The organism is Ferdinandcohnia sp. QZ13, from assembly GCF_031324165.1.
In the GTDB taxonomy this organism is placed as follows: domain Bacteria; phylum Bacillota; class Bacilli; order Bacillales; family Bacillaceae_L; genus Ferdinandcohnia.
In genome coordinates, this window is the sequence record NZ_JAVIVW010000001.1 from 1,777,734 (window position 1) to 1,803,572 (window position 25,839).

Here is a 25,839-nt window from a genome sequence, read left to right on the forward strand (position 1 = left end):
CAACACAAAATATAAAAATGGAACCGCTTATTTTTAATCTTAGGAGGAAGCAGCATGAGAAAGATTGCCCTATTACTACTTGTTGGATTAATCGCATTTTTCATTGTAGGGTGTAACAATCAAGAGGCTGGGGTTAAAGAATTGAAGCTTGCCCACAACCAAACGTTAGACCATCCAGTTCATCTATCACTCGTGGAATTTGGCCGATTAGTTGAAGAAAAATCAAATAATAAAATACAGGTGGAAATCTATCCAAATGGTCAACTAGGAAGTGAACGTGAAGTACTTGAATTAACACAATCAGGTGCTGTTGATGTCGCAAAGGTAAGTGCAAGTGCTTTAGAAGGTTTTGAATCCGATTACTCAATCTTCAGCTTGCCATATGTGTTTGAGAGTTACGACGAATTTGAGAAAAAAATGAATGATAAAAATATCACCGATCAACTTTATTACAAAACCGAGGATATCGGTTTTATTGCCTTAACCTACTTCAATGCAGGTTCTCGAAATTTATATACGAAGGATCGAGAAGTAAAAACGGTTGCTGATGTGTCTGGTTTAAAAACGAGGGTTCAACCAAGTCAAACGAGTGTAAGTATGATCGAGGCCTTCGGTGGTCTTCCTACTCCAATGGCTTATGGAGAGGTGTATACAGCCCTACAATCAGGAGTTATCGATGCTGCTGAAAATAATGAAACCGCTCTAGTTGGTAACAATCATGGAGAGGTTGCCAAATATTATATGTATACCGGTCACCAAATCGTACCAGATATGCTCATCATTAACGCAAAACGATACAACGAATTTACAGATGATGAAAAAAGAATCATTCAGGAAGCAGCAAAGGAAGCTACCCTTTATCACGAAGATGTTTGGGCAAAATCAATTAAAGAACAGACCGAAATCGCAAAAACAAAAATGGGCGTTCATTTTATCGACGTAGATAAAGACTCCTTCATTAATGCTGTAAAGCCACTTCACGAGGCTTATGCGAAGGATGAAAAAACAAAAAATATTTACAAATTAATGAAGGGGACATCATCTAATGAATAAGGTAAAACAAATTCTGGACAAAGTATTAATCGTCTTCTCAAGTTTACTGCTTGTCTCCATGGTTGTACTATCGTCCTGGCAAGTATTATCTCGATATGTTTTTAATATTTCCTCTCCCGGAACTGAGGAATTAACACGATATATGTTAATTTGGTTTGGACTCATGTCAGCTGCCTATGTGTTCGGTGCAAAAAAGCATATTGGAATTCTTTTTATAAGAGAAAAGTTTAGTCCAAAGGTACAGCTCCAAATTGAATTTGCAACCGATATTATTATTCTTTTGACGGCTGCCATTTTAATGGTTTACGGCGGTATTAGAATTGTCATACTAACTTCTGCTCAAGCTGCAGCTGCAACTGGGCTATCAATGGGAGTTGTTTATGCTGCCATTCTAGTTTCCGGCATATGCATTGTCCTTTATCAAATTCACAGTTTGATGTCCTATAAAGAAAGAAAAAGAGAGGTGATCCTATAATGGAAACAATCGCTGGTCTTATTCTTTTTGCCACCTTTTTCTTTTTATTATTATTTGGTGCACCAATTGCGATCGCCATTATCTTGAGTTCAGTTGTTACATTTTTATTTGTATTGCCATTCGATGTGGCCATTTTAACATCAGCGCAACGAATGGTAACGGGTATTGATAACTTTACAATGTTAGCGATTCCTTTATTCGTATTATCAGGGATTATTATGAATAATGGTGGAATTGCCTTCCGACTTGTCAATTTTGCGAAGGTATTGGTTGGAAAGCTTCCAGGATCATTAGCCCATACGAATGCGGTTGGTAATATGTTATTCGGTTCAATCTCTGGTTCGAGCGTTGCCTCTGCTGCTGCAATGGGACGTATTATGACACCAATGCAAACGAATCAAGGCTACAAATTGACTTATTCGGCAGCCGTTAATATCGCCTCCGCTCCAACGGGATTAATTATCCCGCCAAGTTCAGTATTAATTGTGTACTCATTAGTTAGTGGTGGTACTTCAGTTGCAGCTCTCTTTATGGCTGGATATATTCCAGGGATTTTATGGGGTCTTGCCGTGATGGTTGTTGCTTATTTTATGGCAAAGAAAGAAAACTACCCTGTTTCGCAATTACCAACTGCAAGAGACGTATTTTATATTATCTTGAGTGCTATTCCAAGTTTATTCTTGATTGTCATTGTAATCGGCGGAATTGTTGCCGGTGTTTTTACAGCTACTGAGGGTGCAGCTGTTGCGGTTATTTACTCAGTTATTCTTTCGATCATTTATAAAAACTTTAAGCTTAAGGATTTACCAGCTATTTTTATTGAAACGATCGAAATCACAGGCATGATTCTTTTCTTAATTACAGCTTCAGCTTTATTTTCACTTGTAATGTCTTATATGAGATTGCCTGAAGCGATTAGTAGTGCTTTACTATCAATTACGGATAATCAAATTGGGATTATTCTCATTATCATTTTTATCTTGTTACTCGTTGGTACGTTTATGGATATTACACCAGCCGTCCTTATTTTCACGCCAATCTTTTTACCAGTGGCACAAAGCTTCGGAATGGACCCTATTCATTTTGGAATGATCATCTGTTTCGGACTTTGTATTGGAAACATGACTCCGCCAGTGGGAAGTGCATTATTCGTTGGTTGTAGTGTTGCGAAGGTTAAAATTGAAGAAGTGGTCCCAACATTATTACCTTATTTCGGGGTTGTTATTTTGGTATTACTACTCGTTGCCTTTGTCCCACAAATTTCATTATTCTTACCACAACTGTTTGGATTATAAAATAGGTAAGGCTAGGTACCGTATTTTGTACCTAGCCTTTTATTTAGTCTGTTTTGATATCTAGTAGTTTTTGACGTAATTCTGTTTCCATTGATGCAAGTTCAAGCTCGGCTTGGCGTCGCTTGTTTCGACCTTCTTCTTGGATTCTTAACGTTTCTTCTAATGTAGAAATGAGGTTTTCTTTTGTTCTCTTCAATGTTTCTACATCAACTAATCCGCGCTCATTTTCTCTTGCTGTTTCAAGCGTATTGCTTTTTAGCATTTCAGCATTCTTCAATAAAAGTTCATTCGTAGTTTTGGCAACTTGTTTTTGTGCTTCTACCGCATTTCGCTGTCTGATTAATGTTAACGCAATCGCCACTTGATTTTTCCATAACGGAATCGCCGTCATGATCGATGATTGAATTTTTTCAACAAGTGCTTGGTTTGTGTTTTGAATCAATCGGATTTGTGGCGCACTTTGAATCGTAATTTCACGGCTTAACTTTAAGTCATGTACACGTTTTTCAAGGCGGTCCGCAAATTGAACCATATCATTCACTTCTTGAACTTTCATTTGGTCATTTGTTGCTTCTGCTTGTTTTTTTAATTCTGGGATGACTTGTTTATGCATCTCTTCAAGCTTCAGTTCACCTGCAGCAATATATACGTTTAACGCATCAAAATAATCCTTATTGTTATCGTAAAGCTTTTCTAAAATCGCAATATCTGATAAAAGGACATTTTTACTTCGATCAAGCTTCACACTAATTCGATCAATTTGAGCCCCTGTTTTTTGGTATTTGGATAGTACCTCTTGTACGGAATTAGATACTTTTCCAAAGATCCGTGAAATGACAGAGCGTTTTTCAGGACTCAATTCTTCAGGCTTCATGTCATCTAGACGGTGCATGAGTTCTGAAATGATTTTTCCAACCTCACCGACATCATTTTTTTGAACATGCTCAAGCATTGTATTTGAAAATGAAAGCAGCTTGTTTTGTGCCGGCGTTCCGTACGAAATCATCGCTTGGTGATTCGTTGGGTCAATTTGTTTCGCAAGCTGAAGAGCTTTCTCCTTATTTTCTTCAGGCAATACATCTACTAATCGAACAGGCTTTTTTTCTTCTTGTGTGAGAACAATCGGATTTTCCTGCTCATCTTTCTTCTCATCAAATGGATTGGCAAGTAATTCATCCATTAAATTTGTCGGCTCTTTATAATTTGGAGAATACTGTTCACTCATACTCATTTACCTCCTGTTTTGATCAAGAAATGCGTTATCATTTGCTTGTTTATTCGAGTTCTTTGCTACATCAATTTCGAACTGTAGGTCTTCTATATCATTCGAAAGCATTTTGTGTAAATCCTTCTCAATAGTGTGTGTTAATTCTTCAAGTACCCTTCGTGTTTCGTGCAGTGACCGCTCAAGTTCACTATTTTTCTTCGGTTGGGATGAAAGAAAAGCATACTTCTCCGTTAACTCCACAACTGAATCTAGATGTGAAAAATAGAATCGTTCTGCTAGGTAAAAGCGTCGCGGTTCACTTTTCGTTAAGCGATAAATTTTCTTGGTGACACGATGTAAGTCGACTCTTTGTTTTAATGACGGTATGTGACGAACGGAAAAAATGGATTTATTGAGTCTAGCAAGTTTTTTCTTTGCTTCTTTTAAATTTCTCTCAATATACTGATATTCCTTCCTCGTTAGGCGATGTTTTCGCAAAAAGGATTGCTTGATAATGGCTGACGTTCCAAAATAGGCAATTCCGCCACCTACTAATGCATATCCAGACGAAAGTAGGAATGTTTGATCAAATGCAAAAAAGCTTACTAACCAAACAGTAGCCGTTGTCGGCACTGAAATAAACGATTTAACAATAAAAGCGAGAAACGAATTCATACCATCGACTCCTAACATTTAAGTCTTACTATTATATACGAACCAACACGAACGTTGGTTTCAAAAACTTTAGAGGGAAAAAATGGTGTTGTTCATTGGAGGTGCCGCCCTAAGAAAGGCTTGCTGGGTTCTGGGTAAGGCGCTCTGGATTCCGGGGTCTGGACTACATAAGTTGGATGAAGGACTTTCTCTCCGGATGACTGCTTCTTTCGGGATTTCATCGTCTTGGATGAACGGGATTCCCACCACACCAGCGTGGCCTTTTACCCTTCATTCTCTCGATGAACGGGATTCCCACAATACCACCACTACCATTTCCCCTTCATCTACCCAATGAACGAGATTTTCGCCCCACCAAAGCAACCTTTTCCCCTTCATAATCTCTTTTTCCTCAACTTAACTATACTATAAGATATTTATTCAAACTATGGACCTAGAAATTACAAGAATCTAAGACTTGAGGCGTATTTTCAACAAAAGCAATTCCTACAACTCTACCCTAATTATAGTCCATTTTTAAAAATTATAGTAAATTATCTGGAAATTATTCATAGGATGTAGTATAGTACATTATATCACTAATGCACTAATGTACATATTCACCTAAGGAGGTGTTTGTATGAAGTTTAAGCAGGATGGCGCAAAACCTATTTATGTACAGATTTCTGAATGGATTGAAACTGAAATTTTGAGTGGAGCGATACCTGAGGATCATAAGGTGTTTTCCCAGTATCAGCTTGCGGAGATGTTCAATATTAATCCTGCTACTGCTGCGAAGGGGCTCAATCTCCTTGCAGACGAAAATATCCTCTATAAAAAGCGCGGCCTTGGCATGTTTGTGACGCCGAATGCCACGCAATTTATTCTAGAGAAAAGGAAAAGTCAAACAATGAAAAATCTCGTGTACGAACTAGTGTTGGAAGCGGAGCGTTTAGGGGTTAGTGAAACAGAATTAATCAATCTAATTAAGGAAGAAAAGGAACGGCAAAGGGGGAATCAGAAGTGAATGCGATTGATGTGAACAACGTATCAAAACTTTATGGTGATATGAAAGCCTTAGATCACCTCACTTTTACAATCAAGCCTAATACAATAACAGGGGTCATTGGGAGAAATGGTGCAGGAAAAACAACTCTTTTAAAAATTATCGCCGGATTTTACCCAGTTTCTTCTGGAGAGGTTCACGTTTTTTCTGAGAATCCGTTCAATAATTTAAAAATATCTTCCAATCTTATTTTTGTGGATGACAATATGGTCTTTCCGCCTTGGTTAAATTTATCCGAGATTTTAAATGCAAGTGCAGGCTTTTATCCGAATTGGGATGACCAATTGGCCAAACGTCTATTTGATTACTTTGATTTAAATCCAAAGCAGCACCATCATCATCTCTCAAAAGGTATGAAAAGCACCTTTAATATGATCATCGGTCTCTCAGCCCGCTGCCCCATTACAATCTTCGATGAACCGACAACCGGAATGGATGCGGCGATACGTAAGGACTTTTACAAGGCATTATTGAAAGATTACATTGCACACCCGAGAACTGTACTCTTTTCAAGCCACCTTCTAAATGAGATCGATAGTATTCTAGAAAATGTTCTCCTCATCCGAAATGGCAGTGTTGTGCTTCATGAGCCAATTGACGATTTGAAGGAGTTTGCGGTCGGGCTTCGCGGAAAAACCGACGTAATCGAACAAGTTACGAAGGGTATGGAAGTTATTTATGTTGAGGACTTCGGTCATGACTACACGTATTCGGTTGTAAAGGATATTTACCCAGAACCAACTTGGTTAGAAGCGAAGAAGCGTGGGATTGAACTATCACCTGTTGCAACAGAAGATCTTTGTATGTATCTCACGGCAAAGAATAAAGGGGGTATCAATGATGTCTTTAACTAATGCTAGTTTACTTGATGTTGTAAAAAAACAATTATTTTTTAAGGTTCGCTCCTATTATGGTGCGTTTACAAGCCTTGTAACTGTGCAGGCCATTGCGCTATTGTTTTCTTTTAATGGCGTTGGGCAGATGGGGCTTAGTGGAATATCCATTTCCACCTACTCCGGAAGCATGATCTTTGTGTTTACGGCCTTCTGGGCTTTTATTACGGCAATCACACTAACGACAAAACCCTATCATTATATTGATTTTTCATTTGTAACAAACCGGATGAGTAGCCATCTATCCACGTTCGGAATGCTAGTGATCTATTCATTCATTGCCAGTATCACTTCGACTTTTGTTGGGATTCTGTTAAGGGTGATCCTTTACTTCAAAGAAAGCAACAAGTTGATCATCACCAATCACTTTTTTCTATCATTTTCTGATTTGTTAGTTGGAATTTATATTGGTGCCCTATACCTAATTTTGTTTGCTGCACTTGGTTATTTCATCGGAATGTTTACACAAATAAACAAACTTTTCGGGTTCGTGATACCAGCCCTATTCATTGGATGGGCAATTTACGAAGGTAGAACTTTTGACACATTTAGCGGCTTTACGTTTTTTGCATTCGAAACATCCATCCTTATTTTTACAATAAAGGTAGTGGTTACAGTTGCGATATTAATTTGGATTGTGATTGCGGCAACTAACCGATTGGAGGTTCGAAAATAATGTCAGTAATCGGTATTTTACTTCCTTTTATCATCTTGGTATTTATTATAGCTCTTGTTTTTCTAACCGTATTTTTCGGTAAAAAGTACACGGGCTCTAAACTTACAAAACTTTTACTCGGAACGTATTTTATTATCTTGGTAGTGGCTGTTATTGTCTATTATTGCCTCCCCAAATCAACCATTGATTCAGCTGAAAGCCCTAATATGACATTCGAGCAAATTCATCAAGCGATTGAACAAGAGACATTTGAAAATGTGGAAGCGATAAAAGAAAAAGAAAGATGGAATATCCCGTTTGACCAAGCGCAACTTAATATTCAATATTTGGATAACATTAACATGTATACCATTTTTGATCGAAAAGAAAATGACGACCAAACGATCGAGATTATTTATTATGTAGCAAATACACAATTCAATGGGTACGATTTTTACGACGAAATCCCAACACCAACAATCTCAATCCAGGGTAATACGTTAATTGCGAATCCTGCAATGGACCATGAGGTAAAACTCCATAGCTTTCATAATGATTTTGTGATTTCTCAATTTAGAGGTGGTGGGATAACTGATGAGTTTGATGAAAGGATTAATGATGATAAGCCCCTTAATTATGATTTTCTCATCATCCGAGTTCCGAAAAGCCTTGAGTTAACTGGTAGCGAGTTTGTGAACTTTCTCGGAGAACAATGAAAAAAGGAAGGGTCTCCCCTTCCTTTTTATTATTATGCATATTTTTGTTTGCTTGGATCTTTTAATACATTTGAGTAGCTGTAAAGCAAGTTTTCAAAGATGACATCCCATTTTTGGGTTAATGCATATTTTCTTCCTTCCATTGCCATTCGGTTGCGAACACCGTCATTTTTGAGTAGATGCAGAATTGCATCCGTAATGTCCTTTGTGTTACCTGGCTCACACAAATAACCAGTCAAACCTTCTTGAACAACATTCTTAACGCCACCCGCATTCACTCCAACTACCGGTGTACCGCTTGCCATTGATTCAAGCATGACATTTCCAAAGGTTTCTGATGATGACGGAAAGACAAAAACATCCGAAGCCGCATATACCTCTGCCAAATCAGTTCCTTTTAGAAATCCAGTAAAGGCCATATTGGATGGTGCTTCTTCCGCCATTTTACTGCGTAATGGACCGTCTCCAACGATGAGCCATTGAATTTGTTCACTCCACTCCCTTGGCAATGAGTTTGCAATGTCAACGAGTACTTCTACATTTTTTTCCGGCGCTAACCGACCCACATAAGTCAGGATAAACTTTTTTGAAACCTGATACTTCTCTTGAACAACATCCCTATTGTAATAAGGATTAAATAGTTCGCAATCCACTCCGTGAGTCCATATTTCGATGTTAGAAAACCCTTTTTCCTCAAGCTGATTTTTTGTCACAAGGGTTGGAACATAAAGCTTTTGAAATGGACGATGAAACCATTTCATATATTTCCACAAGGGGTTGGATAAAAATTGCAAATCATAAAACTGTAGATAATAATCAAAATCGGTATGATACGATCCTACAAGCGGTATATTTAACTTTTTCGCATAGTAACTTCCCCAAAATCCAATATTAAAAGGGGTCGCGACATGGATGATATCAGGTGAAAACTTCTCGAGTTCAGCTCGAATGTGAAACATATTCGGAAAGGCAAGTCTGCACTCTGGATATAGGAAAAAGGATAAGCTTTTAAAACGGTGAATATGACTCGATACATATTCATTCGAATCTGACATTGGCGCAAACACCTTCACATCCATATTTTGTTCCTCTAAATAATCCGTAAACCTTTTTAATGTGCGTGCTACACCGTTAACCTCTGGATAGTAAGTATCTGTAAAAATCGCTATTTTCATAAGATCCCCCTTAAGGTAGACTCCGATAATTGAATGGCCAAAGATAAGCTTAAAACTCCAGATGTGGTTCCTAAAATCACACCCGCCATCACGTCAGAAGGATAATGCAAGCCTAGAAAGATTCTTGATAGTCCCACACAGATCCCTATAGGAAGTAGGAGGATGGAAAGGTATGGCATATATAAAATAAAAGGAATAATAACTGAAAATATCGCCGTTGTGTGTCCTGAAGGAAACGAGTGGTCTGTTAATGCTTTTAACGGAAACTTTGATTCTTCCACTATTAAGTAAGGCCTTTTCCTAGGATACAGTTTTTTGATTACATGGACAGGTAGATGACTAATCGCAAGTGAAAGCGCGCTTGCGATTGCCGTAATCCTTAGTTGATTTGTCGTCAAAAGGGCTAAAGCAAGACAAGTGATAATGGTAAAGGTAGCCCCACCTAAAAATGTGATTCTTGAGAAGAAAAAGTGTAGCCATTTTATATCATAATGCTGGTTCACTTTTTGAAAGATTCGACAATCAGCATTATAAATGGAATATAAAACCTTCATGTTCCATGTCTCCCCTTTACCCTTAAAGCTTATTTGTTAGTGTTTTCACCACTGTTGGTCTGCCAATCGAAACATATAACAGTGGGTATTTCTGTACTTCTTCAAGTGGGTAGCAATTTCTTCCGTCAATCACTTTTGGTTCTTTCATATATTCACTGTAGAGATTTAGTGGGAATTGCTTAATTTGCTCCCATTCGGTAGTAATAATGGTTAGGTCTGCATGATAAATGGCTGTTTGGATTTCATCTGTATAGTCAATGGAATCCCCAAATAGTTCTTTTACATTTTTAATAGCGATCGGGTCATAAGCGGTGACACTTGCCCCCTCCTGTAGGAGCTCTTTAATGACCGTGATGGAAGCTGCTTCCCGTATGTCATCTGTATTTGGTTTAAAAGAAAGTCCTAATACGGCAACCTTCTTACCTTTTAATGAAGGCATAATCTCCTTTGCCTTTACTACAGGAAACGATTTTTGACGGTTGTTGACTTTAATAACCGCCTCAAGTAGTTCAAAATGATGTCCCAAACTACCTGAAGTATGCATGAGTGCTCTCGTATCTTTCGGAAAACAAGAACCCCCATAGCCAAGCCCTGCTTTTAAAAAGTAGGGTCCAATTCGTTGGTCCTTCCCAATCCCGTATGTGACATCATCAATGTTAGCCCCTACTTTTTCACACATTCTTGCAATTTCATTCACAAAGCTTATCTTTGTGGCAAGAAAGGCATTTGAGGCGTATTTAATCATTTCAGCACTTTTAACATCCGTTTTAATGATTGGAATTTTTAGAGGTTGATAGATGTTTTCAAGCACTCTAGCACTTTCTTCGTTCTCTGCCCCAATGACAATGCGATCTCCATAAAAGAAATCAACTACAGCGGATCCTTCACGTAAGAATTCGGGGTTTGACACGATTTCCACGCGAAGTTGCGGAAGCTTTTTTGAATCAATCATTCGTTTGATTTTTTCATTCGTTCCCACAGGGACTGTGCTTTTTGTACAAATAATCACATCATTTTCAATATGTACAGCGATTGTTTCTATGACGTCATAGACATAATCAAGATTTGCAGTACCATCTACATGCTGTGGAGTACCGACTGCGATAAAAATGACATCTGCATGTGTATACGCGTATCGTGGGTTTGTCGTGAAATAAAGTCTGCCTTCTATCAGGTTTTTCTGTAAAAGTGGCTCTAATTCCGGTTCATAGATTGGAGAATACCCTTCTTGTAGCTGTTCAATTTTTTCAGATTGGATATCAATGCAAATGACTTCATGACCGAGTTCAGCTAAACAAACACTTGTAACTAGTCCGACATAGCCTGCACCCGCAACCGTAATCTTCATCTAACCCCTCCATCGCCTTTTACTACATCCTATCGAAAAATTGCGAATATTTTCTTTAGCTACTGTAAAAGAATTGTTAAGTTTTGGTATAGAGGAATGAAAAAAAGGAAGGGTGGCCCCTTCCTTTTTCGCTATTCTGTAGTTATTGATGAGTATCAAAGACATTTCACGACATGTGTGGTTTCGTTTTGTCTCTGAGAGCAGGTCTCGAAGACATTTCACGATTTGCGAGGTCTGGTTTTGTCCACGAGAGCTAGTATCAAAGACGTTTCATGACATGTGTGGTTTCGTTTTGTCTCTGAGAGCAGGTCTCAAAGACATTTCACGATTTGCAAGATCTGATTTTGTCTAAGAGAGCAGGTCTCAAAGACATTTCATGACTTGCGAGGTCTGGTTTTGTCTCTGAGAGCAGGTCTCGAAGACATTTCACGGCTTGCAAGGTCTGATTTTGTCTACGAGAGCAGGTCTCAAAGACATTTCACGGCTTGCAAGATCTGATTTTGTCTACGAGAGCTAGTATCAAAGACATTTTAAAGTGAAAGTTCGCCCAATTGTCTTTGAGAACGAAATCCTAGCATTAGGAAGCCCTTATCGAAGCCTAGCCCACCATCTTCTCTTCTGAAAACCGTGTGCGTTGTATATGAATGAGTCTTGCCGATAATCCGACACCTGCTGCAAGTAGACCAAATGACAGTCCAAGCCAGTAACCGGCTGCCCCCAAATCTGTGAAGTGAGCAAGCCCCCAACCGGCTGGTAAGCAGATGAGCCAGTAGGCAATCAATGTCATTACAAATGCGATATTGACATCTTTATATCCTCTTAAAGCAGCCTGTGCCGTTGCTTGAATGGCATCTGAAACTTGGAAAAATAAAGCGTAAATCAAGAATTGTGCGGTTAATGTGATAACTGCCGTTTCAGTTGAATATAGGCCCGCCACTTCAAAGCGGAAGAGAATTACAAATAACCCCGTTACAAGTGCGATAATCATTGAAAGTGCAATCCCTAGCCATGAGTAGACTTTCGCATCCTTATAGCGACGCGCACCTACCTCATATCCGACTAAAACCGTCAATGCCATTGAAATGCTCACCGGAATCATATATAGGAACGAAACGATGTTTAAGGCGGATTGATACGCCGCAACGGTTGTAACTGAAAACTTACTAATTAAAATGGTTACAACTGCAAACATGCTTGTTTCAAAAAAGGTGGATAGGCCCATAGGGATACCAATTTTTAAAATCTCCTTACTTTCTTTAAAAGTAAATCCTTTAAGACCGACGAAGACTTTATAAGATGAAAACGGTTCTTTCGCAATCACGATAAAAGCTGTAATGACCACGACCACCCAATACGTTATCGAGGTAGCAAGCCCTGCTCCCCCACCGCCGAGCGCTGGAAAACCCCATGCTCCAAAAATCAACACATAATTTAATAGGAGATTAATAGGCACAGATACTAATAATACAAACATAACCACTCTCGTAATTCCTAACGCATAAATAAATGAACGCAATACATTAAAAATAAACAGTGGAATAATTCCAAAACTCAAGCCTACTAAATAGTCATGCGCCGTTTGGTGAACACTTTCCGGAAGGTTCATCATGTTTAACAATGGATTTAAAAAGATGACTCCCGCTAAGATGACCACTGCCCCAATAATGAAACTTAAATAAATTCCACTCGATACAACTGTTGATACCTCATTGCTCCTCTTTTCACCAAATCTTTGGGCAGCAATGGGTGATACCGCTAGTAAAATAGCACTAAGCCCTGTGAAAATCGGATTCCATATCGAAGAACCGATGGCTACCCCGGCTAAGTCTGAAGAATTAAATCGACCCGTCATGATCGTATTAAAAAAGACCATGGAAAACATACTGAGCTGAGTGATTAAAATCGGGATTAGCATCACAAAAATCAATTTTATTTTTTCTCTAATGGTGTGTGTTTCGTACATGATACGTTCTCCTTCATAATAAATCGAACATAACCATTATTATATGCCATCTCACATTGAAATGAATACTTTTTTACCTTCCCTTTACACTAATTTCATATTTTAATTGCCAATTTTCTGTTATATTAAAAGTAGATTATAAGACTTTTGGAGGATGAACATCCCTATGTCTCGACTTACAGATCATTTACTCGTCATTTCATTTGACTGTCTATCTTCACTCGATTTTCCAATCATCGAAAAGCTTCCCAATTTTAAGAAGCTATTAGAACATGCGTCGTATTGCCGGAATGTTGAAACGATCTATCCTTCAGTTACATATCCATGCCATGCGACGATTGTCACAGGTAAGTTTCCGAGGAATCATGGGATCGTGAACAATACATTTCTTCAGCCTGGTCAGAGTTCACCGGATTGGTATTGGCATCGTCGTCATGTAAAAAGTACAACCTTATATGATGAAGCTAAAAAAGCCGGTATGAAGACAGCAGCACTTCTGTGGCCTGTTACGGCTAAGGCAAATATCGATTACAATATGCCAGAGATTTTCGCAAATCGACCTTGGCAAAACCAAATTTTTGTTTCCTTATTTAATGGAAGTCCACTTTACCAGTTGGAGATGAATCGTAAATTTGGTCACATACGAAATGGGCTTAATCAGCCTGAACTTGATGATTTCGTCCTAGAGTCGACGGTTGAAACGATTAAGACGAAACAGCCAAACTTAACGCTTGTCCATTTTGTCGATTTAGATTCACAACGCCATTATCATGGGTTCTCCTCGGAAGAAGCAATGGCTGCCCTTCTTCGCCACGACGAAAGACTTGGCAGAATTATGAATGCTCTTAAAGAAAGTGGAATCTACGACAAAACGACGATCATCGCATTAGGCGACCATAGTGCATTAGATGAATCCAAGGCAGTAAAACCAAATGTTCTATTAAAACAGGCTGGACTTATTTCCGTCAACCATGAGGGGAAAGTGATAGATTGGAAGGCCTACTGCAAAAGCTGTGACGGCTCCGCATATATTTATCTAAAAGATATAAATGATACTAAAACAAAAGAACAGGTAAGAGCTCTTTTAACAGATTTAAGAGAACATGGAGAGAATGGAATTGAACGCATTCTTTCTAGTAGTGAAGCTAAGGACAAAGGCGCTGATGACAATGCGACATTTATGATAGAAGCGCGCCTTGGCTTCTATTTCAAGGAGAATCTTGAAGGTGAGTATATCGATGAAATCAACGCTGAAGATGTCCGCGAAAAGCGCTATACGCTTGCAAGTCACGGCTACTCACCGGAAAAAGAGAACTACACCACTGTGCTCATCGCATCTGGAAAAGGAATTCGACCAAACATTGAAATTCCAGCCATGCATCTAGTAGACGAAGGCCCAACCTTCGCTCGCCTACTAGGCCTCGACCTCGGAAAAACCGACGGTCATGTTATCGAAGAGCTATTATCGGACGGGGGCCATGGGGGCGGTTCTCGTGGTTCCGACTAAAATTTAATGAATAAGGGACCAGGAGAACCGTCCCGCTGGTTCTAACTAACTTTATTGAATAAGGGACCAGTGGAACCGCCACTCTGGTTCACTTTTAAGGGGGTTTTGGGATGAAGGGGTTTACGAGAGAGGAATCGAGTTGGATGTATTATGATTGGGCCAATTCGGCGTATTCGATTATTATTACAACAGCTGTTTTTCCGATTTTTTACAAGGCTGCCGCTACGAATGCGGGTGTTGATGCTGCAGATTCAACAGCATATCTTGGTTACACCATTGCCATTTTTACATTTATTTTAGCGATGCTTGGTCCTATTTTAGGAACGATTGCAGATTACCAAGGCTACAAAAAGAAATTTTTCACGTTCTTCTTTGCTTTAGGGGTGTCTGCTACAGCTTTATTGGCGTTTGTGCCAAGTGATAATTGGTTGCTCTTATTGATTGTTTATACGTTTGCTGCACTAGGCTCTACGGGAGCTAATGTTTTCTATGATGCCTTTCTTGTTGATGTCACATCTGAGGAAAAAATGGACCGCGTCTCTGCACGTGGTTATGGGCTCGGCTATATCGGTAGCACGATTCCATTCCTGGTAGCAATCGCGATTATTTTACTTGCACAAAAAGAAATTATACCGATTTCAGCAACAGTTGCCAGCAAGATTGCCTTTCTCATCACAGCCATCTGGTGGGGACTTTTCTCGATCCCGATGTTTAAAAATGTCCATCAGCGCTACTTTATAGAGCGTGAACCAAACCCAGTGGCGAATAGCTTCAAACGACTTGGAACGACCTTTAAAGAAATCAAAAAATACCGTGCCGTGTTTTTGTTCTTAGTAGCCTATTTCTTTTATATCGACGGAGTGGGTACCGTGATTTCAATGTCAACAGCCTATGGAACTGACCTTGGAATTAATGCTACAAATCTATTAATCGTGTTATTTGTGACACAGGTCGTGGCAGCTCCATTTGCGATTCTTTACGGTAGATTGGCACAAAAATTCACGGGTAAAAAGATGCTCTATGTTGGAATTTTTGTTTACATCATTGTTTGCGTATATGCGTATTTCTTAAAAACCACATTAGATTTCTGGATCCTCGCGATGCTTGTCGCAACTTCACAAGGCGGAATCCAAGCATTAAGTCGCTCCTATTTTGCGAAGCTTGTACCAAAACAAAATGCAAATGAGTTCTTTGGTTTTTATAATATCTTTGGAAAATTTGCAGCCATTATGGGTCCGTTATTAGTTGGGGTAACAGCGCAATTAACCGGCAAATCAAACACAGGTGTCTTTAGCCTAGTCATCTTATTCATCATCGGTTTTATCATTCTAACGCGTGTCCCTGAACCAAGCGAGGCAAAATAAAGCATGTTATAATGTAAGAAAAACTTGGAAAGAGGCCAATTAATGGATAAAAAAGAAATAGAATACAAACTGCGCGAGCTAAAATTAGACTATGTCCGCCTTCAAAATGATTTGGAAAAATTAGATTCTGTGAACGGTAATATTTCACCGTTGGAGCGTCAAATTGCAGAGCTCGAGGAAGAAATCAGGTCATTGTCTAAACAACTGCGTGAAAGCTAAAAGGAGTTGCAGCCAAAGAGGTTGCAACTCTTTTTTTATAAAAACGCAATTGTTCTTGCGATTGAACTCAAATGCACTTCATCCGCCCATAATATAAAGTAATTATAGGTTGAACCTTCAATTTTTACAGGGGCAGGATATCTAACGATGGCGGCTGCCTGTCGATTCATTTCTGGGGGTTGATCTGCAGACGGATAAACTAAGCATGCCTCATAACCGTTTATTCTTGTATTGTAAATGCGAGGTGATGAACCATATGGCATCAACTTGTGATAGGCCTCCCCCCTGCACACTTCATGAATATCATCCCCACCACCGATTGCGGAAATTTGAAAAAATCCATTGGTCCCTTCATATCTTTCCTTATCTACCTGCTTCCAGTTTGATGGGTATCGGAATCGCACTTTATAGACTTCATTCGTATAGACCACGTTTATAGGAAGTATCTCCCCTGAAGACCAACTCAGATTTCCCATTACATTTTCTCTTGTGAGCAGGACCGGGGACGGATTCTGTAAATCTATCATCCACATTTCGGTAGCCAAGCCTTGCTCTGAGCAGCCTGATAAATAAGCAATCGAACGGTTATCGGGGGACCATGTAACAGGTGTTGCATAGCATGTAGACTTCGTAAGCATCCGCTCGTTTCCACCGCGTTTTCCAACAATCCGTATTTCATTATAATAGCCAGTCCCTTCAGTATAGGCTGTAGCACTAAAGGCAATTAGCTGTGAATTCGGTGACCATGTTGGGGAGTAATTCTTTGCTTGCCCCCCGCCTTGGATTTCGTAAACTTCTCCTGACGTTAAATCAACAGTACGAATCAGTGAAATACTCGCTCCCGGTGTCGTATAAAGGGCAAATATTCCGTCCGGAGATAGAGAAACATCATGTAACGGTCCTTCTGCATTTCTTGTGATTTGCCTTCTCCCAGAGCCATTTGTATGAATACGGAATAGTTGCATGATGCCTGAAGAGTCGACTCCTTGAAAAAGAAGCTCCCTTCCATTTGGAAACCACTGTGCATCAGATGCATTCGGAGCCGAAATACTTGCTGCTCGGTGTGATAAAACATCATACATCATAATGTGATTTCGCGTTGTGTAAGCTAGTGTTCGATGATTTGGTGACCAATCCAAGGTTAGGTCCTCATTTGGACCGATTTGATCAATGGCAGCAATTCTACCAGTTGAAAGGTAGATAACATATACAATACGATTTTTCCCAACAAAGGCAATCTTACTCTCATCCCCTGACCAAAAAGGCTTTGAAAAAGAATCTGCTAACCCATTCGTAAGCTGTACCCGAGATTCATTTTGAAGATTAAAAAGACAAATATCATATTGTCCTCCTCGACTCGACGTATAGGCAATCACCCCATTATAAAAAGACAAAATACTCATCCTCTCTAAAGATGTCTTTTGCCTATTCTATTCATTGAAAGGAAATGGGTTCGACTTACTACTTTCTATGTATTTATTTTTCCCTAGCCTAGTTGTAAGAATAGTTTGTCCCTCCCGGCATAGTGTTATAGAAAAGGAGGGAAAAAATCATGAAAAAATCGTTTTCTAGCTTAAATCTCATACAATACGCTGTTGGCTATGTGTTTATTACAGCTGGTGCGATGAAGCTGCTTAGCAATGAACTAAGCGCAACCTTTATGAATCTACCATTACCTGCACCAGAATTGGTCATGTATGTTGTCGCCATTCTAGAAATCCTTTGTGGTATTCTCATCGTAATCAATAAGGAAGTGAAAAAAGCAACGATTCCATTACTCGTTATTATGATTGCAGCCATCCTATTAGTAAAAATTCCTATCCTACATACAGGCTTTTTACATTTTGCATTTGCGGCAAGATTAGATATTGTGATGCTGGCATTATTATACATTTTATATAATTCGCACCATAAGTGATTGAAAAAATACCCTTTAATAGAAACTTCAAGCAGATTGTAAGCGCAATCTGCTTATTTTATTGAAAAAATAATATATAAAACCCTTTCAGTCCACCGAAAATTAAAAACCTTATAAAATATGGTGTCAAATCAGAATTTTCTTATGTTTGACATAATGAAATTATTTAGATTATTATATCAACATACTATCTTGGAGGTTATGTTATGTCAGGCTATAATAGACAGAAAATTGTGGACAGTGTTCCTCAAAAGGGATTCTTTGGACATCCTAAAGGACTATTCACTCTTTTCTTCACAGAATTCTGGGAGCGATTCTCATATTATGGTATGAGAGCTATTCTATTATTCTATATGTATTACGAAGTAACTGAAGGCGGTCTTGGACTTAGCCAACATACCGCTATGGCAATCATGTCTATTTATGGATCACTTGTTTATATGTCAGGTATTATTGGTGGTTGGTTAGCAGACCGAATTTTCGGTACTTCAAAAGCCGTGTTCTACGGTGGAATTTTAATCATGCTAGGTCATATCGCATTAGCGATTCCTGGAACCATTTCTTTATTCTTCATCTCAATGGTTCTAATTGTACTTGGTACAGGATTATTAAAACCGAACGTATCTAGTGTTGTCGGTGAGATTTATAGCGAAACAGATTCACGTCGTGATGCTGGATTTAGTATTTTCTATATGGGTATCAACCTTGGTGGCTTCCTTGCTCCATTAATAGTTGGAGAAGTTGGAATGAAGCATAATTTCCACTTAGGTTTCTCGATTGCCGCTGTTGGTATGTTCATTGGATTAGTTATGTTTGTTTTAACAAAGAAAAAGAATCTTGGACTTGCTGGGACAATCGTACCGAACCCATTAGCACCAACTGAAAAGAAAAAAGTTTATACACAGATTGCTATAGGATTAATTGTTGTTGCGATTTTAGTTGCAGTTGGAATTCCTACAGGTATCCTAACATTTGATTCATTTATCGCACTTATTGGTATACTAGGTTTCTTAATTCCAACTATTTATTTTGTTACAATGTACCGTAGTGCAAAAACAACTGATGTTGAGCGTTCAAGAATCTTAGCGTATATTCCTTTATTCTTAGCTGCTGTTATGTTCTGGTCTATTCAAGAACAAGGGGCAACGATTCTTGCCAACTATGCAGATACACGAACACAGTTAAACTTTGCAGGTATGGAAATTTCACCAGCTTGGTTCCAATCATTAAACCCATTATTTATTATTGCCCTTGCACCTGTTTTCGCATGGTTCTGGGTGAAGCTTGGAAATCGTCAACCTTCAGTTCCTAAGAAATTCTCTTTAGGATTGCTGTTTGCTGGTCTTTCATTCCTTGTGATTCTTATACCAGGTTATTTTGCAGGAGCGGATGCATTAGTAAATCCATTATGGCTAGTACTAAGTTATTTCATCGTTGTTCTTGGGGAATTATTAATTTCACCGGTTGGACTATCAGCTACAACAAAATTAGCACCTGCTGCATTTACTGCACAGATGATGAGCTTATGGATGCTTTCAAATGCTGCAGCACAAGCTCTTAATGCACAGCTTGTTAAGTTCTATACACCTGAAACGGAAATGGCTTATTTCGGAATCATTGGTGGAGCATCTATCGTTTTAGGTATTATCCTATTATTCGTTTCACCTAAGATTCAAAAGTTCATGAAGGGTGTTAACTAATAATTTGTTTTGTAAGTTTAAAAAGATAATACAGAAAAACAAAAAGCGTGAGACTGGACTCACGCTTTTTGTTTTTCATTTAGGATATGCATTTGGGCTGTTCCTGCTCATGCTTTCAGAGTAGGCCATGTTTTTGGACTAGAAGATGGGATTTTTATGCCCGTGAACAGGCCCTTTTTTATATCATAAATTCTTTATAAACAATCGCACAACATCTGCTCCGCCAATAAATAAGCCAAGTGTTGTACCTAGGTTACATAGAACAATAATCAGTAAGATGCGTGTAACTTTGTTATGCCAGAATCCTTTTACACTATAGACATCGGTTGAAAGTGTTTCAAAGTCCTTCACACTTGGGCGGCGTAAAAAAGCTTGGACAAAGCCTGCTATCCATCCAGCTGCAATTAATGGATGCATGACTCCTATTGGAGCTGCAAAAAAAGCAGTCACAATCGTCAGTGGATGTCCTAAAGCAATCGCAGCACCAATTGCTGAAAACGAACCAGTCCACAAAACTAAGCTTAAGGTTTGCTGTAGGCCTGCTTCTGGATTGGCAATAAAAGTATAAGCAATGATCGCCACAATTAAAATTGGAATTGCCCAACCAATCATTTTTGGCACTTTCGATTTTGGAGGAAGCTGGGTAAGCTTCATTAAATCATGTTCCTTTTTGATTTCTTCCTTGATTCCCGGAACATGCGCTGCCCCAAGTACGGCTACTATTTTTTCTCCAGGGGCATGTTTGATTTTTTGAGCTAAATACTGATCACGCTCATCGATGAGAGGCGTTTTTAATTTTGGAAAGCTTGTCGAAAATTCAGTCAGCATTGAATTCAGCATATCCTGTGACTTCATTTTTTCGAGCTCTTCCTCGGTGATCGTTTCGTTGCTAAATATACTATAGATAATCGACATTAATAATTTCATTTTACCGGTGAAGCCAACAGCATTCCAAATGCGTGAGAATGTTACTTGAATGTTGCGGTCCGCTAAAACGAGCTCGGCTCCGACCTCTTTTGCCGATTCTATCCCTTGTAGCATTTCTTGACCGGCATTGATTCCAAATTGGCTTGCCATTCGTTTTTGAAAGGAGGAAATCGCTAGGTTCATAAGGAGCAATGTGGCTTTTTTCTCCTTGATGACCTTAAAGATGTCCATTTCCTTCCACTTGTTACCTTCCATCATCGACTGATATCTCTGTTCATCCAGTTCGATACAGACTGAATCTGGTTGCTCTGCTTCAATCACTTCTTTAACTTGTTCAGCACTGTGCTTCGAAACATGTGCTGTACCAATTAATATGTATTCCTTACCATCTAGTTCGATCCTCGTAATATTTTCTTCAGACATAGTAAACCTTCCTTATACATGCTCAATTTGTGTATATATTCAATTTTAAACTAGAATGGCATAGATTTGAATTCTTTTATCAAATTAAACCGCTCTGAGTGTTGAAAAACGTTTATTTCATGCGGAAATGATATACTTAAAATAATTGATAGTTAAAATTGTGAGGGATTTAAGATGATTAAACTTGTAACAGATAGCTCAGCGGATCTCCCAATTGAGCTACTTCAAAAATATGATATTACGGTTGTGCCCATGAATGTTTCGATTGAGGGGAAGGATTTCAGAGAAGGTGTGGATTTAACGCCACAGGAATTCTTTAAGAAAATGTTTGCTTCAGCTGAACTGCCAAAGACTTCTCAGCCATCCCCCGCTACTTTTGCAGAAGCATATTCTAAGCTTCAAGCTGATTCAGAGATTCTTTGTTTGACGATTTCATCTGGATTAAGCGGTACCTACCAATCTGCAACCATGGGAAAGGACCTTACAGAAAATACAGTCACCGTTTTTGATACATTGGCAGGCTCTCTAGGTCACGGCATGCAAATTTTAAGAGCAGCTGAACTTGCGGAAAAAGGGCATTCAATGGATGAAATTATTACAAATCTCACTGAATACCGTGAAAACATGAACATTTATATCCTCCTTGATACACTTGAAAATATCGTAAAAGGTGGCCGTTTAAGCAAATTTCAAGGCTCTCTTGCAAAGCTCCTCAATATAAAAGTATTATTGCAACGAGGAAATGGTGGCACCGTTGAAATTTTTGAAAAAATCCGTGGAAAGAAAAAGTCACAAAAAAGATTATTAGAGGTTATCAAGCAATCTAAATCGGATTTTTCTGAGACCATTTTTGGCATCACCCATACAGGTAACATCGAAGAAGCAGAGGCACTTAAAAAGGAAATCATTGCTCAATGTCATCCGAAAGATGTTATGCTTAATTATATGGGAGCCACAATGGGGACCTACGCAGGCAAGGGTGGAATGATTATATCATACTAATAAAAAAGGGACCGTGACTTAAGTCGACGGTCCCTTCCCCATTTATCCTGGGAATGACTTATCCTTATCAGCTAGTGAACCTGATGGGTTATCATCGTGAACATAATCATTCACCCAATAATCCGCATTTTTAATTCCTAGCTTTTCCGGATCAAAGACTGGATCAACTCCTGCCTTACGCTGTTTCTCGTAGTCCTTCAATGTTATTAATGCCGGTTTCGCTAAAATGAGAATAGCAATGACGTTCAGCCAAACCATTAAACCTAATCCAATATCACCGAATGCCCATGCAAGCTTTGCCTCATTCACTGTTCCGTAAGTCATTGATGCTAATAACACAATTTTGAGAATCAACATGGCTACCCGACTGTCCCTACCTCGTATTAAATAGGCGATATTCGTTTCAGCCATATAGTAGTAAGCCATAATGGTTGTGAAGGCAAAGAAGAATAAGGCGATTGCTGTAAATCCGGCACCAAATCCAGGGAGTGCCGTTTCAACGGCAGCCTGAGTAAACGCTGGTCCTGCCTCAACTGTTTCGCCTAAATTGCTTACAATATAGGACTCATCTGGTGCTTGAACATTGTACATCCCCGTGAATAAAATCATGAAGGCAGTGGCAGAACACACTAATAATGTATCAATATATACAGCTGATGCCTGAACCAAACCTTGTTTAGCCGGATGTGATACTTCAGCCGCCGCAGCTGCGTGTGGACCTGTTCCTTGACCTGCTTCATTTGAGTAAATACCACGCTTTACTCCCCATGAAATCGCCATCCCAATAATTCCACCAAATGCCTGCTCTGCCCCAAAAGCACTCTTAAAAATTAAGGCAATGACAGCTGGAAACTGATCAATATTCATAATCATAATAATAATTGCCATTAAAATATAACCTAATGCCATAAAAGGTACTACAAACTGTGCAACATTTGCAATCCTTTTGATACCCCCAAAAATAATTGCACCAATTAAGGCCACCAGAATGGCTGCAGTTACCCATTTGTTAATACCGAAAGCATTGTCAAGTCCAGCGGCAATGGAGTTCGATTGGATCCCTGGCATTAGGAATGCCATTGCGAGAAGGGTTGCAATCGCAAAAACAATACCATACCACTTCCAACCAATTCCTTTTTCTATGTAATACGCTGGTCCCCCTCGATATTGACCGTCTTGCTTTTCTTTATAAATCTGAGCTAATGTTGATTCAATAAAAGACGTAGATGCGCCGATAAAAGCAATGGCCCACATCCAAAAAACAGCACCAGGACCACCAAACGCAATGGCCGTTGCAGTACCCGCAATATTCCCTGTTCCAACGCGGCCGGATAAAGAAACAGCCAACGCCTGGAACGAAGAAACCCCTGCATCAGAGCTTTTCCCTTTGAACATAAGGGTTGTCATATCCTTGATGTGCCTTACCTGTAAAAATCGAGTTAAAATTGAAAATAAAAGTCCTACTCCTAGCATTCCATAAATCATCACCGGGCTCCAAAGGATCCCATTTACCCAATCTGTAAACGCTTGCACACACATTCCTCCTTTTTGTTTTGGAATATTCCGTATATTGAGAATTATAGTCCATTCATATAGACAACTCAATATTATTGTTGAATAACACCCAACTATCCAGAGATAGTAAAAAAGAAATGAGCCCCATTTTAACATATTTGGTCCCACTTCCTATTTAATCGATATTTTTTATTCATTCCCATATACTCTTCGATAATAGTCTAGCTCTAATATTTTCGCAGAGTAATAGAACATTTCCTGAACACGCTGAAGTATGTTCTGGACATCCTCCTCTTTCACAACTTCTCCTGCATTTGGAGTAAACTCATTGGTGATCGCGTTGTAACTTCCATTACCAGTAATGAAGCTTTGATTTTGAAAAATGACAAGCGGATTGGCATCTGAGAAAATATCTCTTCCCATCAATAACCTTGAGTCAAATTCAAGCCCAAGTAAATTAGAAAGAGTTGGGAGAATATCTAAACTAGAAGCAGGTTTTTCAATGACGACTGGCTTCATTCCTTTTGTATACAGGATAAATGTACTTTTATAGAGTTCAAAATTTTCCTCAACCTTATGACCTACAAGTTCGTCAATCGTTTCCTTCTCAAGCCCATATGGATAGTGGTCAGCACTTAAGGCAATCAATGTGCGCTCAGCGATCCCTTTTTTCTCAAGTTCAACCATCAGTGTTTCCAGCGCCCGGTCTAACTCAATTTGTGTTGCCAAATACGCCTTTGCCTGTTCAGAGTAAGGAAGCTCTTCCACAAGCTGTTTATTTTTATTTGCGATAAAGTTTCCCATAAATGAGTATTGCATATGACCACTAACAGTCATGTAATACGTATGAAAAGGCTCGTTTTCTATATAATATGGAATTGTTTTTTCTACCATCTCAAGGTCTGATTCTGGCCATGTCTTTTTTATATCCAAACCATTTCCAAGACCATAATAGTCATAACCCATATTCGGATGTGAGATGTCCCTTCCATAATACGTATAGGTATGATTATGATATGCGGTTGTTTTGTATCCTTGTTTCTTCAATTGATTTCCCATAACATACGGTAAGAGATTACTTCCCGAATGTTTAAAGCTCCAAACCCCACTTTTCGGTATTAAACTATTTAAAGCAACATATTCTCCATCTGACGTACTAACTCCCCAAATCGGATTATAAAAATTTGTAAATCGATAGCCTTCATTGACTAGCTTATAAAGGGTAGGCGTTACCTCCTTATGAACAGCATATGGTGAAAAGCCTTCAGCAGTAATCAGGATAAGGTTATATCCCTTGTATTTACCGGTGTACGCATTCTTCTCAGTGGGTGCAACTGAAGTAAAGTAACGATGCATGTTTCGGATTTCCTCATTTGCTTCGTTTGCAATTAATTCATCAAAGTCTATCACTAGTTTGTTATATTTTATGGGCTTTTGTTCTATTTTTTCTGGCGTTTTTTTTACAATAGACTCCCTTTGTGGTAGTGGTTTATGACTGACTGGTTTAGACGTATTAGGTACCTCGACTTTAGGCGACCACCCTACAAGCAGTCGTTGAAGATCAATGCGCATTTCTGTTAAGATGCCAAACCGCTCAACAGAAAGGTGTGGAAGATTGCTATTGTAATATAAATCATATGCTGAATGAGATCCCTTCCCTCCTGCGTAAATTGTTGCTATTCCAGTAAATTGAAAGAGAATGATGCAAAAAACAACAATTAGTCGATTTAACCAGCCAATTCTTACAAATGTAATCCACTTCTTTTTTAAAAAGACCAAACCAATAACGGGTAGAAAAAATAAAATAAGGAAAATCACGTTTTCAACAATTACATTGAATATATCACTTCTAAATTCCATGATTTGACCTGTATTTCCAAGTGAGTAAATAATGTAATACGATTTAAAAAACTTATAATAAATAATCTGGGATGAATAAATCAGTGAGGCTATACCTAAAAGCAAAATTGCAATAATAAAGTTAAATGTACCATTGAAAAAACTGCAAATTAAAAAGAGGACTAAACAAATGGGAAGTAGAAAAACGAGAGACCTACCATAATCCACAGTAAATAAAACTTCAGCTGTAATAATCCTAAAAATCGTTTCCATAAAGAGAAATGATCCAAAAAAGTAAAATAATAAAGACTCATTTTTCATTAATCGCTTCATTAAAACACCCTTTCGAACAAGTTCAGACCATACTACTT

23 protein-coding genes are annotated in these 25,839 nt (G+C 38.8%); 13 read left to right on the forward strand and 10 right to left on the reverse strand.

From position 1 onward, the window contains the following. The first annotated feature begins 54 nt into the window (after nt 1-54). Genes RGU12_RS08670 through RGU12_RS08680 form a run of 3 tightly spaced genes read left to right on the forward strand, consistent with a single transcriptional unit; the run spans nt 55 to nt 2,823 of the window. The gene (locus RGU12_RS08670; RefSeq protein WP_309535712.1) at nt 55-1,053 is read left to right on the forward strand and encodes a TRAP transporter substrate-binding protein; all 999 of its coding nucleotides are present in this window, start codon (nt 55-57) and stop codon (nt 1,051-1,053) included. After that, on the forward strand, nt 1,046-1,528 hold the full coding sequence (locus RGU12_RS08675) for a TRAP transporter small permease (RefSeq protein ID WP_309535713.1): 483 nt from the start codon (nt 1,046-1,048) through the stop codon (nt 1,526-1,528). Before RGU12_RS08670 ends, RGU12_RS08675 begins: the two co-directional genes overlap by 8 nt. After that, nucleotides 1,528-2,823: a TRAP transporter large permease gene (locus tag RGU12_RS08680; RefSeq protein WP_309535714.1), complete on the forward strand. Its 1,296-nt coding sequence runs from the start codon at nt 1,528-1,530 to the stop codon at nt 2,821-2,823. Before RGU12_RS08675 ends, RGU12_RS08680 begins: the two co-directional genes overlap by 1 nt. Nucleotides 2,824-2,866: 43 nt before the next feature. On the opposite strand, the gene RGU12_RS08685 is transcribed toward RGU12_RS08680, so the two are convergent. Beyond that, nucleotides 2,867-4,048 (reverse strand): toxic anion resistance protein, encoded by a 1,182-nt coding sequence (locus RGU12_RS08685; RefSeq protein WP_309535715.1) that lies wholly within the window; start codon nt 4,046-4,048, stop codon nt 2,867-2,869. A 6-nt stretch (nt 4,049-4,054) separates the two neighbouring features. After that, nucleotides 4,055-4,705: a 5-bromo-4-chloroindolyl phosphate hydrolysis family protein gene (locus RGU12_RS08690; RefSeq protein ID WP_309535716.1), complete on the reverse strand. Its 651-nt coding sequence runs from the start codon at nt 4,703-4,705 to the stop codon at nt 4,055-4,057. A gap of 619 nt (nt 4,706-5,324) precedes the next feature. Between RGU12_RS08690 and RGU12_RS08695 the strand changes: the two genes are divergently transcribed. The 4 genes from RGU12_RS08695 to RGU12_RS08710 are packed head-to-tail and all read left to right on the forward strand — an operon-like array spanning nt 5,325 to nt 8,014. Further along, nucleotides 5,325-5,711 (forward strand): GntR family transcriptional regulator, encoded by a 387-nt coding sequence (locus tag RGU12_RS08695; RefSeq protein ID WP_309535717.1) that lies wholly within the window; start codon nt 5,325-5,327, stop codon nt 5,709-5,711. Beyond that, the gene (locus RGU12_RS08700) at nt 5,708-6,604 is read left to right on the forward strand and encodes an ABC transporter ATP-binding protein (protein ID WP_309535718.1); all 897 of its coding nucleotides are present in this window, start codon (nt 5,708-5,710) and stop codon (nt 6,602-6,604) included. The genes RGU12_RS08695 and RGU12_RS08700 overlap by 4 nt, the downstream gene beginning before the upstream one ends. Continuing rightward, a complete protein-coding gene (locus RGU12_RS08705) occupies nt 6,591-7,319 on the forward strand; it encodes a hypothetical protein (RefSeq protein ID WP_309535719.1) in 729 nt (242 codons plus the stop codon). The genes RGU12_RS08700 and RGU12_RS08705 overlap by 14 nt, the downstream gene beginning before the upstream one ends. Further along, the gene (locus RGU12_RS08710) at nt 7,319-8,014 is read left to right on the forward strand and encodes a hypothetical protein (protein WP_309535720.1); all 696 of its coding nucleotides are present in this window, start codon (nt 7,319-7,321) and stop codon (nt 8,012-8,014) included. The genes RGU12_RS08705 and RGU12_RS08710 overlap by 1 nt, the downstream gene beginning before the upstream one ends. Before the next feature lie 32 nt (nt 8,015-8,046). On the opposite strand, the gene RGU12_RS08715 is transcribed toward RGU12_RS08710, so the two are convergent. The 4 genes from RGU12_RS08715 to RGU12_RS08730 all read right to left on the reverse strand — a co-directional run bounded on the left by RGU12_RS08715 (nt 8,047) and on the right by RGU12_RS08730 (nt 13,054). After that, nucleotides 8,047-9,189, reverse strand: coding sequence for a glycosyltransferase family 4 protein (locus RGU12_RS08715; protein WP_309535721.1), 1,143 nt, complete (start codon nt 9,187-9,189; stop codon nt 8,047-8,049). Next, a complete protein-coding gene (locus RGU12_RS08720) occupies nt 9,186-9,743 on the reverse strand; it encodes a phosphatase PAP2 family protein (protein WP_309535722.1) in 558 nt (185 codons plus the stop codon). Before RGU12_RS08720 ends, RGU12_RS08715 begins: the two co-directional genes overlap by 4 nt. A gap of 22 nt (nt 9,744-9,765) precedes the next feature. Beyond that, nucleotides 9,766-11,091, reverse strand: a complete 1,326-nt coding sequence (locus tag RGU12_RS08725; protein ID WP_309535723.1) for a UDP-glucose dehydrogenase family protein — start codon at nt 11,089-11,091, stop codon at nt 9,766-9,768. A 598-nt stretch (nt 11,092-11,689) separates the two neighbouring features. Next, a complete protein-coding gene (locus RGU12_RS08730; RefSeq protein WP_309535724.1) occupies nt 11,690-13,054 on the reverse strand; it encodes an MATE family efflux transporter in 1,365 nt (454 codons plus the stop codon). 166 nt (nt 13,055-13,220) lie between these two features. Here RGU12_RS08730 and RGU12_RS08735 point away from each other — a divergent pair, with 166 nt between their 5' ends. From RGU12_RS08735 to RGU12_RS08745, 3 genes are all read left to right on the forward strand, one after another. After that, on the forward strand, nt 13,221-14,561 hold the full coding sequence (locus RGU12_RS08735) for an alkaline phosphatase family protein (RefSeq protein ID WP_309535725.1): 1,341 nt from the start codon (nt 13,221-13,223) through the stop codon (nt 14,559-14,561). A gap of 110 nt (nt 14,562-14,671) precedes the next feature. Further along, entirely contained in the window at nt 14,672-15,925 is a 1,254-nt protein-coding gene (locus RGU12_RS08740) for an MFS transporter (protein WP_309535726.1), read from the forward strand. A 42-nt stretch (nt 15,926-15,967) separates the two neighbouring features. Then, nucleotides 15,968-16,144 carry an SE1832 family protein gene (locus tag RGU12_RS08745; protein ID WP_309535727.1) on the forward strand — a complete coding sequence of 59 codons (177 nt, stop codon included), beginning with the start codon at nt 15,968-15,970 and terminating at the stop codon, nt 16,142-16,144. Nucleotides 16,145-16,179: 35 nt separating this feature from the next. On the opposite strand, the gene RGU12_RS08750 is transcribed toward RGU12_RS08745, so the two are convergent. Beyond that, complete coding sequence (locus RGU12_RS08750) at nt 16,180-17,538, reverse strand: TolB family protein (RefSeq protein ID WP_396232316.1); 1,359 nt, start codon at nt 17,536-17,538, stop codon at nt 16,180-16,182. Between the two features lie 158 nt (nt 17,539-17,696). Here RGU12_RS08750 and RGU12_RS08755 point away from each other — a divergent pair, with 158 nt between their 5' ends. Then, a complete protein-coding gene (locus RGU12_RS08755; RefSeq protein WP_309535729.1) occupies nt 17,697-18,062 on the forward strand; it encodes a DoxX family protein in 366 nt (121 codons plus the stop codon). Between the two features lie 206 nt (nt 18,063-18,268). Next, entirely contained in the window at nt 18,269-19,762 is a 1,494-nt protein-coding gene (locus RGU12_RS08760) for a peptide MFS transporter (protein ID WP_309535730.1), read from the forward strand. A 183-nt stretch (nt 19,763-19,945) separates the two neighbouring features. Here RGU12_RS08760 and RGU12_RS08765 read toward each other — a convergent pair whose 3' ends face one another. Then, nucleotides 19,946-21,112, reverse strand: a complete 1,167-nt coding sequence (locus tag RGU12_RS08765; protein ID WP_309535731.1) for a TraB/GumN family protein — start codon at nt 21,110-21,112, stop codon at nt 19,946-19,948. A 174-nt stretch (nt 21,113-21,286) separates the two neighbouring features. Here RGU12_RS08765 and RGU12_RS08770 point away from each other — a divergent pair, with 174 nt between their 5' ends. Then, the gene (locus RGU12_RS08770) at nt 21,287-22,114 is read left to right on the forward strand and encodes a DegV family protein (protein ID WP_309535732.1); all 828 of its coding nucleotides are present in this window, start codon (nt 21,287-21,289) and stop codon (nt 22,112-22,114) included. Nucleotides 22,115-22,156: 42 nt separating this feature from the next. Here the strand turns inward: RGU12_RS08770 and RGU12_RS08775 are convergent, their stop codons facing one another. Beyond that, nucleotides 22,157-23,647, reverse strand: a complete 1,491-nt coding sequence (locus RGU12_RS08775; protein WP_505307729.1) for an alanine/glycine:cation symporter family protein — start codon at nt 23,645-23,647, stop codon at nt 22,157-22,159. A 171-nt stretch (nt 23,648-23,818) separates the two neighbouring features. Next, a complete protein-coding gene (locus tag RGU12_RS08780) occupies nt 23,819-25,801 on the reverse strand; it encodes an LTA synthase family protein (RefSeq protein WP_309535733.1) in 1,983 nt (660 codons plus the stop codon). Nucleotides 25,802-25,839 lie beyond the last annotated feature (38 nt).